This window comes from Sphingomonas sanguinis NBRC 13937 (assembly GCF_001591005.1).
Lineage (GTDB): Bacteria > Pseudomonadota > Alphaproteobacteria > Sphingomonadales > Sphingomonadaceae > Sphingomonas > Sphingomonas sanguinis.
In genome coordinates this window covers 45,444-59,740 of record NZ_BCTY01000020.1, presented here as the reverse complement: position 1 = coordinate 59,740, position 14,297 = coordinate 45,444, and the positions used below count along the sequence as shown (strand labels likewise).

General features: G+C 64.9%; 15 protein-coding genes. 13 read left to right on the top strand and 2 right to left on the bottom strand.

Annotation, left to right across the window (positions count from 1 at the left end):
• Window positions 1-1,047 (top strand): cytochrome P450 (locus SSA01S_RS10255; RefSeq protein WP_061780300.1); only part of this gene is annotated, 1,047 nt, incomplete at its 5' end.
• A gap of 73 nt (window positions 1,048-1,120) precedes the next feature.
• On the opposite strand, the gene SSA01S_RS10250 is transcribed toward SSA01S_RS10255, so the two are convergent.
• Window positions 1,121-1,537 (bottom strand): MerR family transcriptional regulator, encoded by a 417-nt coding sequence (locus SSA01S_RS10250; RefSeq protein WP_061780299.1) that lies wholly within the window; start codon window positions 1,535-1,537, stop codon window positions 1,121-1,123.
• A gap of 62 nt (window positions 1,538-1,599) precedes the next feature.
• Here SSA01S_RS10250 and SSA01S_RS10245 point away from each other — a divergent pair, with 62 nt between their 5' ends.
• From SSA01S_RS10245 to SSA01S_RS10240, 3 genes are all read left to right on the top strand, one after another.
• Window positions 1,600-2,016, top strand: coding sequence for a mercuric transporter MerT family protein (locus tag SSA01S_RS10245; RefSeq protein WP_061780298.1), 417 nt, complete (start codon window positions 1,600-1,602; stop codon window positions 2,014-2,016).
• Window positions 2,016-2,237 carry a GDCCVxC domain-containing (seleno)protein gene (locus tag SSA01S_RS20165; protein WP_081609171.1) on the top strand — a complete coding sequence of 74 codons (222 nt, stop codon included), beginning with the start codon at window positions 2,016-2,018 and terminating at the stop codon, window positions 2,235-2,237. The genes SSA01S_RS10245 and SSA01S_RS20165 overlap by 1 nt, the downstream gene beginning before the upstream one ends.
• Before the next feature lie 262 nt (window positions 2,238-2,499).
• A complete protein-coding gene (locus tag SSA01S_RS10240; protein WP_082795033.1) occupies window positions 2,500-3,702 on the top strand; it encodes an aspartyl protease family protein in 1,203 nt (400 codons plus the stop codon).
• Here SSA01S_RS10240 and SSA01S_RS10235 read toward each other — a convergent pair.
• Window positions 3,696-4,112 carry a MerR family transcriptional regulator gene (locus SSA01S_RS10235; RefSeq protein ID WP_439951142.1) on the bottom strand — a complete coding sequence of 139 codons (417 nt, stop codon included), beginning with the start codon at window positions 4,110-4,112 and terminating at the stop codon, window positions 3,696-3,698. The genes SSA01S_RS10240 and SSA01S_RS10235 overlap by 7 nt on opposite strands.
• Before the next feature lie 78 nt (window positions 4,113-4,190).
• Between SSA01S_RS10235 and SSA01S_RS10230 the strand changes: the two genes are divergently transcribed.
• From SSA01S_RS10230 to SSA01S_RS10190, 9 genes are all read left to right on the top strand, one after another.
• Window positions 4,191-4,817: a cation efflux transmembrane domain-containing protein gene (locus SSA01S_RS10230; RefSeq protein ID WP_004212870.1), complete on the top strand. Its 627-nt coding sequence runs from the start codon at window positions 4,191-4,193 to the stop codon at window positions 4,815-4,817.
• Window positions 4,817-6,784, top strand: coding sequence for an FTR1 family protein (locus SSA01S_RS10225; protein WP_061780295.1), 1,968 nt, complete (start codon window positions 4,817-4,819; stop codon window positions 6,782-6,784). Before SSA01S_RS10230 ends, SSA01S_RS10225 begins: the two co-directional genes overlap by 1 nt.
• Window positions 6,785-6,857: 73 nt before the next feature.
• The gene (locus SSA01S_RS10220; RefSeq protein WP_007406840.1) at window positions 6,858-7,154 is read left to right on the top strand and encodes a hypothetical protein; all 297 of its coding nucleotides are present in this window, start codon (window positions 6,858-6,860) and stop codon (window positions 7,152-7,154) included.
• A gap of 60 nt (window positions 7,155-7,214) precedes the next feature.
• Window positions 7,215-8,492 carry a TolC family protein gene (locus SSA01S_RS10215; RefSeq protein WP_013039111.1) on the top strand — a complete coding sequence of 426 codons (1,278 nt, stop codon included), beginning with the start codon at window positions 7,215-7,217 and terminating at the stop codon, window positions 8,490-8,492.
• Complete coding sequence (locus SSA01S_RS10210; protein ID WP_004212877.1) at window positions 8,492-9,670, top strand: efflux RND transporter periplasmic adaptor subunit; 1,179 nt, start codon at window positions 8,492-8,494, stop codon at window positions 9,668-9,670. The genes SSA01S_RS10215 and SSA01S_RS10210 overlap by 1 nt, the downstream gene beginning before the upstream one ends.
• A 3-nt stretch (window positions 9,671-9,673) precedes the next feature.
• The gene (locus SSA01S_RS10205) at window positions 9,674-12,919 is read left to right on the top strand and encodes an efflux RND transporter permease subunit (protein WP_061780294.1); all 3,246 of its coding nucleotides are present in this window, start codon (window positions 9,674-9,676) and stop codon (window positions 12,917-12,919) included.
• A gap of 53 nt (window positions 12,920-12,972) precedes the next feature.
• Window positions 12,973-13,461 (top strand): SRPBCC domain-containing protein, encoded by a 489-nt coding sequence (locus tag SSA01S_RS10200; protein WP_004212879.1) that lies wholly within the window; start codon window positions 12,973-12,975, stop codon window positions 13,459-13,461.
• A complete protein-coding gene (locus SSA01S_RS10195; RefSeq protein WP_004212880.1) occupies window positions 13,458-13,835 on the top strand; it encodes a hypothetical protein in 378 nt (125 codons plus the stop codon). Before SSA01S_RS10200 ends, SSA01S_RS10195 begins: the two co-directional genes overlap by 4 nt.
• Before the next feature lie 47 nt (window positions 13,836-13,882).
• The gene (locus SSA01S_RS10190; protein ID WP_004212881.1) at window positions 13,883-14,296 is read left to right on the top strand and encodes a hypothetical protein; all 414 of its coding nucleotides are present in this window, start codon (window positions 13,883-13,885) and stop codon (window positions 14,294-14,296) included.
• Window position 14,297 lies beyond the last annotated feature (1 nt).

The following is a 14,297-nucleotide window of genomic DNA, read 5'->3' as shown; positions in this document are numbered from 1 at the left end:
ACCATGCCGGTCGCTATTCAGAAGACACTGCTGGGCCAAGGCGGCGTTCAGGGTCTGGACGGCGAGACCCATCGGCACCGCAAGCAGATGTTCATGGGCCTGATGACACCAGAGCGCGTGCGGGCGCTGGCGCAATTGTTCGAGGCCGAGTGGCGCAGGGCGGTGCCGGGCTGGACGCGCAAAGGAGAGATCGTCTTCTATGACGAGTTGCATGAGCCGCTGACGCGAGCGGTATGCGCTTGGGCGGGAGTTCCTCTTCCGGACGATGAAGCCGGCAACCGCGCGGGCGAGCTGCGGGCGCTGTTCGACGCCGCCGGCTCGGCGAGCCCAAGGCATCTTCGGTCACGGCTGGCCCGTCGTCGCGTCGACGCATGGGCGAAGCGGATCATTGAAGGCATTCGGGCCGGGAGCATCGGCTCGGGCTCGGGGACCGCGGCTTACGCGATAGCCTGGCATCGCGACCGGCACGACGATCTTCTTTCGCCGCACGTCGCAGCGGTCGAACTGGTAAATGTCCTTCGCCCGACCGTCGCGATCGCAGTGTACATCACCTTCGTCGCCCACGCGCTGCAAACCTGTTCAGGGATCAGGGCGGCCTTGGTTCAGCAGCCGGACTATGCCGAGCTCTTCGTCCAAGAGGTCCGCCGATTCTATCCCTTCTTTCCCGCTGTGGTGGCGCGCGCGAGCCAAGATTTCGAGTGGGAGGGGATGGCCTTTCCGGAAGGGCGTCAAGTGGTGCTAGACCTTTATGGGAGCAATCACGACGCAGCGACCTGGGCCGACCCCCAGGAGTTTCGCCCTGAGCGTTTCAGGGCTTGGGACGAAGACTCCTTCAACTTCATTCCGCAGGGCGGCGGCGATCACTATCTCGGCCATCGCTGTCCCGGCGAATGGATCGTCCTCGCGATCATGAAGGTGGCGGCACACCTCCTCGTCAACGCGATGCGCTATGACGTACCGGACCAAGACCTGAGCATCGATTTCGCCAGGCTGCCAGCGCTTCCGAAAAGCGGCTTCGTGATGCGCAACGTCCACATAGGTGGCTAGGGCCGCGTGCCGTGGTGATGGTGATCGGCTCCGTTATCGACCGTTTGCGCGAGTACGGGGTGCGATGCGACATCTACGCAGTCGAATGTTGGTTCAGCAAGTCGATCACGGCGCACCTCGCCGCCCCGTCGCCTTCGCAACGGTCGACGGTCGCAGCCAGCAGGCTTTCTAGTTGCGCCAGATCCTCCATCTTAGCGCGCACACGCTCTAGATGGTGAGCCGCGATCTCGCGGACCTCACTGCATGACGCCTGCGCAGAACCGCCAAGAGACAGGATCGCGCGCACCTCGGCCGGGGAGAAGCCGAGTTCGCGCGCGCGACGGACGAACCCAAGTGCGCGGACGTGACCGGTCCCATATACCCGCCGCCCGCCGCTTGTGCGGGGTGGCGTTGCGAGAACACCAACGCGCTCGAAGTACCGGATCGTCTCGATATTCACGCCAGTCCGGCGAGACAGCTCGCCGATCGTGATGCTTTCCTCAACGCGCATATATTGCTTGCTCCTGTAGTCACTACAGGATGCATAACGGGCTAACCCGCTAGAGGCGATAGATGAACCAAGAGACCATCCCGCGTGAACCCCTAGGCGCACCAACGTCACGACGTCGCGCCGACACGGGGCTATCCGTCCTCGGCGCGCTTGCGAGCTTAGCCGCTGTTCTAGCTGCGGCGTCATGCTGCGTCCTGCCCCTCGCACTCGCGGCGCTCGGCCTGGGGGCGGGCCTGTCCAGCAACTTCGCCGCGCTGATACCACTACGGTGGCCGCTAACGGCGACCTCCCTCATCGGCTTGGCTGCTGGGTGGTGGGCCTACGCGCAGCGGCGGAGGTCCTGTGCTGGGGACCGGTCCTGCACAATGCCGCTGCCCTCGCGCGCGACACCTATCCTGCTCGCGATTGGAACGGTTCTGACGCTTATCGCGTTCGCCTGGGACCTCCTAGAAGCGCCGCTGATGAACGCGCTTTCCTGATGCAGCTCACCTCAACCCTGACCTGTCCCAAATGCGGCGGGGTGGCCACCGAAAGGATGCCCACCAACGCCTGCCAATTCTTCTATGATTGCCGGCATTGCGCGGTGGTGCTGCGGCCCCTGGCTGGCGACTGCTGCGTGTTCTGCTCATTTGGCGATGTCCCATGCCCTCCGATCCAGGAAGCGAAAGCAAACGGGACTGTGGCGGGCTGCTGCGGGTGAGGCGATAGCTTCACGTTTCTTCGTGAACTGGGGTCCTGCTCGCCAAGGTCGCGCAAGCGAAATTGCCTACTTCGGTCTTATTCGACCGGTTCCTGACCTGCCTCAACTGCTCATTTTCGAGAGGGCATTTGAACAGGATAGCATTTCGGGCGCTTCAAAAACCCTTGCTCCTCCAGTTGCTAGAGCATGTAACCGCAATTTGCTCTCCTGCGGACGGGGGGCTGGAGGTGGCTTTTTGACGGCCCGTGTTGAAGCAATCGGTATGTCTCGACGCTCATTAGTGGCGCGGCTGGTGGCCTGTGGAACCGGCTTGGTGCTCGGTTCTCCAACGCTCGCGCGACAGACTTCCCGGTCTGCGGCCTCGTGGAACTTCGGCGCGGCTCACCTCGAATGGGAGCCGCTGGAAGTCGGCACGGGTGATACCCTCCTTGTTTCGGCACAAGTGCGCGGAGTGCCGGCGCGGGCGGTGCTCGACAGTGGCAGCGGCGCGTCGATCATGAGCACGGCGCTCGCGGCGAAGCTCGGCTTGAACAATGGTGAGCGGCGCATGATTAGCGGGCTGAGCGCCAAGGCCCCGGTGCTGCTGGTCCGCGACATCGACGTACAGCTCGCCCGCGAAACCCGTCGCTTACCCTTTGCCGTTGTTGGTGATCTGAGTTCAGTGTCGGCGGCCTTCGGACGACCGATCGACGTTCTCCTCGGTGCCGATATGTTCACGGGCAGCTGCATCGCGCTCGATTTCGCGAACAGGCGTATGGCGGTCGTCAAGTCAGGCACGTTTCTCGCCGGCCCCGACTGGCGCGCTGTCGCGCTCGGACGCGGTGCCAAGCAGGAGCTGTTCATCCGGGCCTCCGTCGAGGGCCTGTCTCCCGTGCCCTTGATGATCGATCTTGGCAGCTCGGCCGCGCTGATGCTCTCGTCGGCCTATGCCCGCGATCAAGGGCTGTTGAACGGGAAGCTCGTCTCGACCGCGGCGATCGGCGGCGTCGATGGCGTGCGAGTCAACGATGCTTTCACAACCCAGAACATCAACATTGAAGGGCTTGGCGTCTCGAACGTCCCCACACTCGGGATGAGAGCTTGGCTCTCCACCAGCACGGTTGGCAATGTCGGCCTACCGCTGATCGCTCAATTCGACGTGGTGTTCGACGTGACCGCCGGATTCGTGTGGCTCCGGCCACTCGGTCCTCGTCGTCGCCTGCCGATGCTGAAGGACCGTAGCGGCCTTGGCCTCGCAGCCTCACCAACGGCGCTCACCGTCGTTCATGTGGCGGCGAACAGTCCCGCGGAAAAGGCTGGCTGGGCGGTCGGCGACCGGATCGTGGCGGTGAACGGCCATTCGATCGATGCGAACTATACGCGTGGGGAGCTCTGGCAAGTGCGCTCCCGGCCTGCTGGCACCCTCGTAAAGCTGACGATGGCCTCGGGTGATGTGCGCGACCTCAGGCTAGCCGACTATTACTGATCGGCTTGAAGGTGGCCTTTGCCGATCGCCTTCATGATCCGACAATCGGCCATGCGCGCCTTGGTGCAGCTCTGGCTGAGCATTGCCAACTCATCCCGCAACACCGCGAGTTGCGCCAGCCTCTCCTCAACATCCTTGAGGTGCTGAGCAGCGATAGCTGAGGCGGCACCACAATCCTGGTCCGGGTTCTGCGCCAGCCCCATCAACGATCGTATTTCGTCGACCGAAAAGCCGAGCCGGCGACCGTTGCGGATGAAGTGCAAACGCTCGATGTCGCTGGCATCATAGGTTCTACGGCCCGACGCCGTGCGCGGGGCGGAGCGCAGCAACCCGATCGACTCATAAAACCGGATCGTCGTCACTTTTGTCGACGTCTCGCTGGCGAGCTGCCCAATCATCACCGGCTTCATCATGCCATCCTTGCTAATGCGAACGTGTCGCACATTTCGCTTGCTTCTACAGCGACTGGAGGTGGTAAGGAAGGCCGCATGAATGCTTCTACCGAAAGCTGCGGGTGCCACGGGGAGCCCGCGCGCGCGCAAACCGATCCGGCCTATCGCCGTGCGCTGCTGACCGTCGTGGTGCTCAACCTCGGCTTCGGAGTCGCCGAGCTGTTCGGCGGGTTCATCGCCGATAGCCAAGCGCTGAAAGCGGATTCCCTCGATTTTCTCGGGGACGGGTCGATCAGCCTTATCGGTCTTCTCGCGCTTGCCTGGTCCGCACGGGCGAGGGCAAAGGTCGCGCTGACGCAGGGGTTGTTTCTCGGTGCGCTTGGCGTGGGCGTAATCGGTTTCGCGATTTGGCGCGCCCTGAACGCAACCGCGCCGGATGCCGAACTGATGGGCACAATCGGCGTTGTCGCGCTCGCGATCAATGTCGTGTCCGCCTTGGTGCTTGCGCGTTTCCGGGAAGGGGACGCCAATGTTCGCGCGATCTGGCTGTTCAGCCGCAACGACGCGCTCGCCAATGTCGCGGTGATCGCCGCGGCCGGTCTGGTGGCGTGGACAGGAAGCGCCTGGCCGGACCTCGCCGTCGCCGGCCTCATCGCCCTCCTGTTCCTCCACTCCGCGTATGAAATCGTCACTGGCGCTCGGCGCGAACTGGGAGAGCGGTAGTGCGTCTGCTCACCTTGATCCGGGCAATGCTCTCGCTGCGGCTGCTCGCCGCGCTCGCTGCGCTGCTGATCCCTGCTGCGGCATTCGCCGAACCCGGCGACGTGCAAACCGCATGGCGGCTGCTCGACTATATGGCCGTCGATTATGGAGGCGCGGTCGCGAACGGTCGGATCAAGAGCGCGTCGGAATACGCCGAAATGAATGAGTTTGCCGCGTCGGTCTCGACACGGCTTCAAGGCCTGCCGGCGAAGCCGGAGCGCCAAGCCCTCATTCAGCGGGCCGCCAACCTCCAAGCGGTAATCGCGGAAAAGGGATCGACTGAACAGGTGGCAACACTGGCGCACGGGCTCGCGGCCGATCTGCTGCGCGCCTACCCGGTGCCGCTCGCGCCCGATAAGGCTCCGAACCTCGTCTCCGGCCATGCCCTGTTCCAACAATCCTGCGCGTCCTGTCACGGCATGACGGGCAACGGCCGTGGCCCCGACGCCGCCAAGCTCGCGACACCCCCGATCGCCTTTACCGATGCCGAACGTGCGCGCCAGCGCAGCGTCTTCGCGCTCTATCAGGTGGTGACGCAGGGCATCGACGGGACGGCGATGCAGAGCTTCGCCGATCTGCCGAACGATCAGCGCTGGGCGGTAGCATTCCGAGCCGGGAGCTTCGCCTTCACGGACGCGCAGGCGCGCGAAGGCGAGCGGCTGTGGAAATCCGATCCGACCCTTCGCCGTCGCATCCCGGACCTGAAAACCCTGGTCGCACTCACCCCGGCCGCGCTCGGCGCGGCGATCGGCGACGCCAAGGCTGACGCCGTGCTCGCGTTCCTGCGTCGCCACCCTGAACAGGTGATGCAACAGGCTCCCGGCTCGCTCGCGGTCGCCCGCGCCAAACTCGCCGAAAGCGTGGCCGCTGCCCGGCGTGGCGATGCGCGGATGGCAAAAGAGCTGGCGCTGTCAGCCTATCTCGATGGGTTCGAGCCGATCGAACCAACGCTCACCGCGCGCGACGCGACGCTGATGGGCCGAATCGAGGGCGCCATGGGGGAGTTCCGCGCCGCGATCGACCGGGGCGCATCGCCCGATGATCTCGCGGAGAAGGTCGCAGTACTGGGCGGCCTTTTCGACGATGCGGAAGCGGCGCTCGCGCCTGATGCCGCCACCGAAGCGTCCACGTTCCTGGGCGCGTTCACGATCCTGCTGCGTGAAGGGCTCGAAGCCCTGCTCATCGTTGTCGCCATGATCGCGTTCCTGCGTAAAGCCGAGCGCGGCGAGGCGCTGCGCTACGTTCATGGCGGCTGGGTCAGCGCGATCATCGCGGGCGGGATCACCTGGGCGGTCGCCACCTATGCGATCGGGATCAGCGGTGCGAGCCGGGAGCTGACGGAAGGGTTTGGCTCGCTGTTCGCCGCGGTCGTGCTGCTCTCGGTCGGGATTTGGATGCACGGCAAGGCGCAGGCCGATCAGTGGCAGCGCTATATTCGCGAGAAGATGTCGCGGGCGCTCTCGGGCGGGTCGGGCTGGTTCCTGTTCGGGCTGGCGTTCGTCGTAGTTTATCGCGAGGTCTTCGAGACGATCCTGTTCTATGCCGCGCTTTCGGCGCAAGGTGACAACGGGATGCTTCTCGCGGGGGCCGGGTCGGCGATTGGACTGCTCAGCCTGATCGCTTGGGCCATGCTTCGCTACAGTCGCAAGCTGCCGATCGCGCAGTTCTTCCGCTATAGCTCCTGGCTCATGGCGGTCCTGACCGTCGTGCTGGCGGGTAAAGGCGTCGCCGCGCTCCAGGAAGCCGGCCTTATCAACATCGCACCGCTCGCGGACGTGCCACGGCTGTCGATGCTCGGCGTGTTTCCCACTTGGCAATCGGTGCTGGCGCAACTCCTGATGGCGGTCGCCATTGCGGTCGGGTTCGCCTGGAACGGGCGCGACCGATCCCGCTCGGGTTCCGGCTCAGTGACCCTTGGTTCGAATTAGTGCAATGACATGAAAACCCTTCCGTGATAGAGGCAAGCTAGTGCGAGCCTTTTTGCCTTTCCTGACATGCCTGATGCTGGTCCTGACCAGCTTCTCCGGCATGGCCCATGCCGCCGATCTGGCGGGGGGAAGCATCGCGGGCGTTGAGTTCACGGTCCATACCGCCGGTGACATCGATCAGGTGCCATCGGACTCGGACAAGAATGTCCCGCATCATCACAATTATTGTCACGGACACGACGTCGGCGCGCCTGCGCGCACGACGATGGAATATACCCCCGTCCTCACAGTGCCCAAGCCGACAATCTCCGCCTCTGCGTCGCTCGACGGCCGCACCGGCATGGTCCATTTGAGGCCCCCCCAAGCCTGACGTCCGATTTGGGCGTGCGTTGGCGCGCCCCTGTCGATCATCGTCAGGAGTCCTATTTTCATGAATCGTATCCTCGCGGCCATGCTGGCCGCAGCGTCTTGCGCCACGATGGCGCAGGCGCAGGTCGGACCGTCCGCGCCTGTTGCGCAGGATGCGCCGGTCTACACGCTTGACCAAGCGGTCAGTGCAGCGGGCGGTTCGGCCCCTGCTGCGGAAGCGGCGACAGCTGGAATCGACGCGGCCCGTGCAGGTCGCACAGTCGCCGGCTTGCGGCCCAATCCGGTGGTTCAAGGCCAAGTCGAGAATGTCATCGGCTCCGGGCCGTATCGGGGGGTCCGCAGCGCGGAAACCACGGTCGGCTTTGCGATCCCGATCGAGCTAGGCGGCAAGCGCGGCGCCCGCGTCGCGGTCGCCAATGCGCAATTGTCCCGGGCCGAGATCCAGGCCGCGATCATCGCGGCGGATGTCCGGCTTCAGGTAACGCAGCTCTATGTCGAAGCGGTCGCGGCCGATCGCCGGGTAATGACAGCCCGCGATCAGGCCCGGATCGCCAGCGATGCGCTGCGGGCCGCGAGCGTTCGCGTGCAGGCAGGGCGGGCATCGCCACTCGAGCAACAGCGCGCGGATGTCGCGCGTATCAATGCCGACGCCAATGTGGAGCGGCAGCTTCGCTTGGCCGAGGCGGCCCGCGCCAATCTGGCGCGTCGGATCGGACGGCCGATCGACGGCCTGCTCGATGACACGCTGCTCGATCGCCTTCCCGATGTGAACGTCTATGGGCCGTTGGCACCGGTCAACACGACCGGCACACTCGCGCTGGCGGCAGCCAACGCGGATTTCTCCATTGCCGAAGCCGGCGTGCGGCTCGCGCGCGCCAATCGCGTGCCTGACCTGAACGTCGGGCCGTCGATCCGCCGCCTGGAAGCGACCAACGACATGGCGGCGGTGTTCAGCGTGTCGATCCCGATCCCGGTGTTCAACAATGGTCGCGCCGCGATTGCGCAGGCGACCGCGCAGCGGACCCAGGCGGATGCGCAGCGCCGCGTGACCGCGCTCGACATCGAACAGGCAATCACGGACGCGCAGGCGCAGGCGGCCAATGCCGCAACGACGGCTCGTGCGGCGTCGGGGCCGGCGCTGGCGGCTGCACAGGAGGCCGCCCGCATCGCGCGGATCGGCTATCGCGAGGGCAAGTTCGGCCAGCTCGAATTGCTCGATGCTGAACGCACGCTCGCCGAAACGCGGGTCGCCGCGATCGACGCGCTTGCCAATTACCAGAATGCCCGCGCGCAAGTGGAGCGACTGACCGCTCGTGCGCCCAATGGGGGGAATCAGTGATGAAGAGCTTTTATCTCGCGGGCGCGGCGTCGCTCGCCCTGCTCTTGGCTGCCTGCGGCGGCAAGGATGGCGGAAACGAGGCAACTGCCGAAGGCGCAGCTGCCAATGAGACGGCAGCGGGCACGGAAAAGGGCGGTGCTGAAGGCGGTCATGCCGGTGAAGGCGTCGTCACATTGGGTGCCGACCAGATCGCCACAGCGGGCGTCCAGGTCGGACGGCCGATCATCGGCGGGGCCGGGACGATCGAGCTGCCCGCGATCATCGAGGGCGACCCACAGGGAACGCAGGTCGTCTCGGCCGCAATTGCGGGACGCGTGGTCGCGCTCACCCGTAACCTCGGCCAATCGGTCGGACGCGGCCAGACCATTGCGGTCATCGAAAGCCGCGAGGCGGCGCAGATCAAGGGCGAGGTCGAGGCGGCGCGGGCGCGGCTTCAGCTCGCTAATTCGAACCTCGCGCGCGAACAGCGGCTGTTCGCGCAGAGAGTCTCCCCTGAACAGGATCTGATCGCCGCCCGCACAGCGGCGACGGAGGCGCGGATCGCCCTGACGCAGGCGCAGAGCATGGTTTCGGCGGCGGGTGTCGGCGGCGGCGGGCTCAACCGGCTCGGCATTGCCGCGCCGATCTCGGGCCAGATCATTGCGCGCCCCGTGACGCTGGGACAAACGGTCGCGGCGGATGCCGAACTCTATCGCATCGCCAACCTGAGCCAGGTGTCGATCGCGCTTAATCTCAAGCCCGAGGATGCGGGCCGGGTGCGTCCCGGCAATACGGTGCTGGTGAAGGCGGCAGGCCGTCAGGCGACCGCCCGCGTGACCTTCGTGTCGCCGGCGCTTGATCCGCAGACGCGGCTCGTGCCTGCGCTCGCCACCCTCGACAATCGCGGTGGCGAATGGCGGGTCGGCGAGCCTGTGACGGCAGCCGTGCAGCTCACGGGCAGCGGCGGGAGCGGGGCGGTCCGCGTGCCGACGACGGCGGTCCAGAGTTTCGAGGGCAAGTCGGTCGTGTTCGTGCGCACGCCCACCGGCTTCAAGGCGACCCCGGTCCAGCTCGGCGATGCGTCGGGCGACACGGTGATCGTCCGGTCGGGCCTGACCGGCAACGAACAGATCGCCACCACCGGAAGTTTCACGCTCAAGGCCGAGATCGGCAAGGGCGAAGCGAGCCACGAGGATTAAGCCATGATCGCCCGTATCGTAACCTGGGCGGTCGAGAAGCGCTGGCTAGTCCTGCTCCTCACCGTCATCGTCGCCGCCATCGGCGCCTTTTCCCTCTACCGGCTACCGGTCGACGCGGTGCCGGACATCACCAACAATCAGGTCCAGATCAACGTCCGCGCGCCTGCCCTCTCGCCCGAGCTGGTCGAGAAGCAGGTGTCGTTTCCAATCGAAACCGCGCTCGCCGGCACCCCCGGCCTGGAATATACGCGCTCGTTGAGCCGCAACGGCTTCGCGCAGATCACGGCGGTCTTTTCGGACGCGACGGACATCTATTTCGCCCGCCAGCAGGTGGGCGAGCGTCTGCGGGGCGTGCAAGAGAATCTGCCCGACGGCGTGAACCCTGAAATGGGTCCGATCGCGACAGGCCTGGGCGAGGTGTACATGTACACCGTTCGTCTCGATCATCGCGAGGACGACAAGCACAAGCCCGGTGAACCGGGCCAACAGCCCGATGGCAGCTACATCACGCCAGAGGGCGAGCGACTGACGACCGAAGAGGACAAGGCGACCTACCTGCGCACCGCGCAGGACTGGATCGTGACGCCGCTTCTGAAGACCACACCGGGCCTCGCCGGTGTCGACTCGATTGGCGGTTACGCCAAGCAGTTCCTCGTCGTGCCCGACGTGCAGAAGCTGGCCTCGCTCGGCATCACGCTGACGGACCTGGGAAATGCGCTGGAGCGCAATAACACCAGCGTCGGCGGTGGCTTCGTCAATCGCAATGGCGAAGGTCTGGCTGTTCGCTCGGATGCGCTCGTTCGCAATGCCAGCGAGTTGGCCAGGACCGTGATCGCGACACGTAACGGCGTGCCGATCACGGTAGAACAAGTTGCGACTGTGAAGACGGGTCAGGCGATCCGCATGGGTTCGGCATCGGAGAACGGTACCGAAGTCGTCGTCGGCACGGCGATCATGCGGATCGGCGAGAACAGCCGCATCGTGTCGACCGCGGTCGCTGAGAAACTGAAGACGATCAACGCTTCGCTGCCTCCTGACGTCGTAATTCAGCCGGTGCTGAACCGCACCGAGCTGGTCAATTCGACGATCAAGACGGTCGCGAAAAACCTGTCCGAAGGCGCGGTGCTGGTCATCGTCGTGCTCTTCCTGCTGCTCGGCAACTTCCGTGCGGCCCTGATCGCGGCGTTGGTCATCCCGATCACCATGATGCTGACAGGCTTTGGTATGCTGCGCGCTGGGGTCTCGGCCAATCTGATGAGCCTTGGGGCTTTGGACTTCGGTCTGATCGTCGACGGCGCCGTCATCATTGTCGAAAACGCGCTGCGCCGGCTTGCCGAGCAACAGCATCATGAAGGCCGATTGCTCAGCGTCAAGGAACGGCTCGCGACCGTGGCAGCCGCTGCGCGTGAGATGATCCGTCCCTCTGTGTACGGGCAGGCAATCATCATCCTCGTCTACGTACCGCTGCTCACGCTGACCGGCGTGGAGGGTAAAACGTTCGGACCGATGGCGCTGACCGTCATCATCGCGCTCGCCTTCGCCTTCATCCTCTCTCTCACCTTCGTGCCGGCGATGATTGCGATCTGGCTGTCGAAGAAGGTCGAGGAGAAGGACGGCCGCATCATCACGTGGCTGAAGAAGCGCTACGAACCCGGTCTCGACCGGGCCATGAAGCGCCCGACGCTGACGATCGGGGCGGGTGTGGGAAGCCTTGTGGTGGCGGCGCTTGCTTTCACTACGCTCGGCTCGGTGTTCCTGCCGCAGCTCGACGAAGGCGATTTGCTGATCCAGTCGCTCCGCATTCCGGCAACGTCGGTCCAGCAGAGCCAGGCGATGCAGGTGCCGATCGAGCGGATGATGTCGAAGCAGCCGGAGGTGCAATTCGTCTATTCCAAGACGGGCACCGCCGAGCTGGCGGCCGACCCGATGCCGCCGAACGCGACCGACATGTTCGTCATCCTGAAGCCGCGCAAGGATTGGCCGGATCCTGAGCTTCCCAAGGAGGAGCTGGTCAGCCGGATCGAGGGTAATCTCGCGAAGATTCCGGGAAATGCCTACGAGATCACCCAGCCCATCCAGATGCGCTTCAACGAGCTGATCGCCGGCGTGCGCGGCGACATCGCGGTGAAGGTGTTCGGGGACGACTTCAACCAGATGAACCGGACGGCCGAGCAAATCGCGGCGGTGCTGCGCAGAACGCAAGGCGCAGCGGACGTGAAGGTGGAGCAGACGACCGGTCTTCCCATGCTCGACATTCGCGTCAACCGCGACGCGATGGCGCGGTTGGGCGTTACGGCTCAGGATGTGCAGGACACCGTGACTGCGACGATCGGCGGGCGAACATCGGGCCAGATCTTCGAGGGCGACCGTCGCTTCCCCGTGGTGATCCGCCTGTCGGAGGCGCAGCGTGCCGACATCGGCCTGCTCCAACAGGTGCAGGTGCCGGTGGCAGGCGGCGGCTATGTACCGCTGTCCAGCGTCGCCGAGATCAAGGTGGTCGATGGTCCGAACCAGATCAGCCGCGAGAACGGCAAGCGGCGCGTGGTGGTGCAAGCCAACGTGCGTGGCCGCGACGTCGGATCCGTCGTGGCGGATGCGCAGGCGGCGATCGGCAGCCAACTCCGGCTGCCTGCCGGCACCTATCTCGAATGGGGCGGCCAGTTCGAGAACCTCCAATCGGCAAGCGAACGGCTGAAGCTGGTCATTCCGGCTTGCTTCATCTTGATCCTGCTGCTCCTCTACGGGGCGTTGGGATCGGTCCGCGACGCCGCGATCGTGTTCACCGGCGTGCCTTTCGCGCTGGTGGGCGGCGTCCTGTTGCTGTTCCTGCGGGGCATGGACTTCTCGATCTCGGCGGCAGTGGGCTTCATCGCCCTCTCGGGCATCGCGGTCCTCAACGGCCTCGTCATGGTCAGCTCGATCCAAGATCTGATCCGATCAGGGATGAGCCGCGAGGAAGCCGCGCATGTTGGCGCGATGCAGCGTCTGCGACCCGTCATCATGACCGCGCTAGTCGCCAGCCTCGGCTTCGTGCCGATGGCGCTGGGCGAAGGCGCCGGCGCAGAGGTTCAAAAGCCTTTGGCGACGGTCGTCATCGGCGGTCTGATCTCGGCGACGCTTCTTACGCTGTTCGTGCTGCCGACACTCTATGCCCGGTTCGGGCAGAAAGTGATCGAGAAACCCGAGCACTACAATGAGGAGCATGAAGGGGACGACCACGGTCAGACCTTCGTGAACAACTTGGCCTGATGGATGGGCGGGGCGATCCGCGATCGCCCCGCCCATCTCTGGGAGATGGGGATATGCCTCGCACCATAACCAGCTCGATGCTTCACGGCGGGCCACTGCGCATCTGGTCGGCACTCACCGATCCGGATCATCGCCGGGCGTGGAGTCCGCTCGTATTTCTCGATGATCCGTCCCGGCTCGGCGACACAGAATGCACCTTTGCGATCCAGGGCATCACCCGGCCAATTCGGACGCCAGCACGGATTGATCGATTCGATAAACCGCACGCCTTCGCTTGGTCCTGCGGCATCCCCTATCTGTTCACGCTCGAAGAGCGGTACGAGCTGGCGGGGGACGATGGCGGCACCAGGCTAACGCATAGCTGCACGCTGCGCGGGGCGCTCTCCCTGCCGTTCGCGGCGATGATGTTGCGCCGCCTGCGATCCCTGATGGTCGAATCTGACGATCGCCTCGCAACCTATCTCCGCTGGCGGGTAGGTCAGCCTGCCCGGGCTATCAATCGTCAGCGCGTCCCCTTCCGCTACAGGAGGAAGGCGCGATGATGATGCACTGTAAGCGGGTGCTGCCCGCCGTCATCCTCGTTGTCGGGCTCGCGGCGTGCTCGGAAAGAAAGCCGCCAGCCCCGCCAACGGAGCAGCAGATCCATTCGTCCGACAGCGCCGTGGCGACCGGGGAAATGGGGCGGCATAGATATCGCTGTTCCGACGGGGAACCGCTGTTCGTCGATTACAAGGACAACGGCCTGCAGATCGATTTGCGGCGCTCCAACGGGGGACCGCCGATGATGCTGACCGCGCCAGCGCAGGGCCTGCAATATGTCGGCGAAACAGCCACCGCGACCTTCAAGGGGTCGCAGCTCACCATCGTGGAAGGCGATGGCCGTACCCGGATCTGCGAGCGGGAAGGCACGCGATGAACTGCCCTGCCTTCGAACGCCACAGGGCGCTTCGTCGGAAGAGACCGATGTCTGACACGTCGATTTCAAATGTGACAACCTTGTGCGGCCTGAATCGGGCCGGTCTGGCGATCGCGCGCCTCGGCGTCGTTCTCGTCTCCGGGGCGGTTATAGGGGCGTGTAATCCAGCGCCGACCCAGCCTACCGAGCCGGCGCATGAAAAGCATCTGACGTCGAAACTAATCGCGCAGCGCATCATGTACTGCGACGACGGCACACGCGCCGATGTCGACTTCATCGATGACGGCTTGAAAATGGCCGTCACCTGGCTGCCGAAGGGCAGGACCGAGATCCTGCGCGCGCAGCGAACCGGTGACGAGTTTCGCGGCGACCATTCGCGGGCTGTCGTGGCGGGCGGATCGATCGCGTTCACGCGACGCGGGAAGATCCGCGTCTGCCACCGAACCCCGGAGGAGTCCTAGG

Bases quoted from the DNA above. Each gene is read 5' to 3' on its own strand.
- SSA01S_RS10250 (WP_061780299.1), bottom strand. From the start codon at position 1,537: ATGCGCGTTGAGGAAAGCATCACGATCGGCGAGCTGTCTCGCCGGACT.
- SSA01S_RS10245 (WP_061780298.1), top strand. From the start codon at position 1,600: ATGAACCAAGAGACCATCCCGCGTGAACCCCTAGGCGCACCAACGTCA.
- SSA01S_RS20165 (WP_081609171.1), top strand. From the start codon at position 2,016: ATGCAGCTCACCTCAACCCTGACCTGTCCCAAATGCGGCGGGGTGGCC.
- SSA01S_RS10240 (WP_082795033.1), top strand. From the start codon at position 2,500: ATGTCTCGACGCTCATTAGTGGCGCGGCTGGTGGCCTGTGGAACCGGC.
- SSA01S_RS10235 (WP_439951142.1), bottom strand. From the start codon at position 4,112: ATGAAGCCGGTGATGATTGGGCAGCTCGCCAGCGAGACGTCGACAAAA.
- SSA01S_RS10230 (WP_004212870.1), top strand. From the start codon at position 4,191: ATGAATGCTTCTACCGAAAGCTGCGGGTGCCACGGGGAGCCCGCGCGC.
- SSA01S_RS10220 (WP_007406840.1), top strand. From the start codon at position 6,858: ATGCTGGTCCTGACCAGCTTCTCCGGCATGGCCCATGCCGCCGATCTG.
- SSA01S_RS10215 (WP_013039111.1), top strand. From the start codon at position 7,215: ATGAATCGTATCCTCGCGGCCATGCTGGCCGCAGCGTCTTGCGCCACG.
- SSA01S_RS10210 (WP_004212877.1), top strand. From the start codon at position 8,492: ATGAAGAGCTTTTATCTCGCGGGCGCGGCGTCGCTCGCCCTGCTCTTG.
- SSA01S_RS10205 (WP_061780294.1), top strand. From the start codon at position 9,674: ATGATCGCCCGTATCGTAACCTGGGCGGTCGAGAAGCGCTGGCTAGTC.
- SSA01S_RS10200 (WP_004212879.1), top strand. From the start codon at position 12,973: ATGCCTCGCACCATAACCAGCTCGATGCTTCACGGCGGGCCACTGCGC.
- SSA01S_RS10195 (WP_004212880.1), top strand. From the start codon at position 13,458: ATGATGATGCACTGTAAGCGGGTGCTGCCCGCCGTCATCCTCGTTGTC.
- SSA01S_RS10190 (WP_004212881.1), top strand. From the start codon at position 13,883: ATGTCTGACACGTCGATTTCAAATGTGACAACCTTGTGCGGCCTGAAT.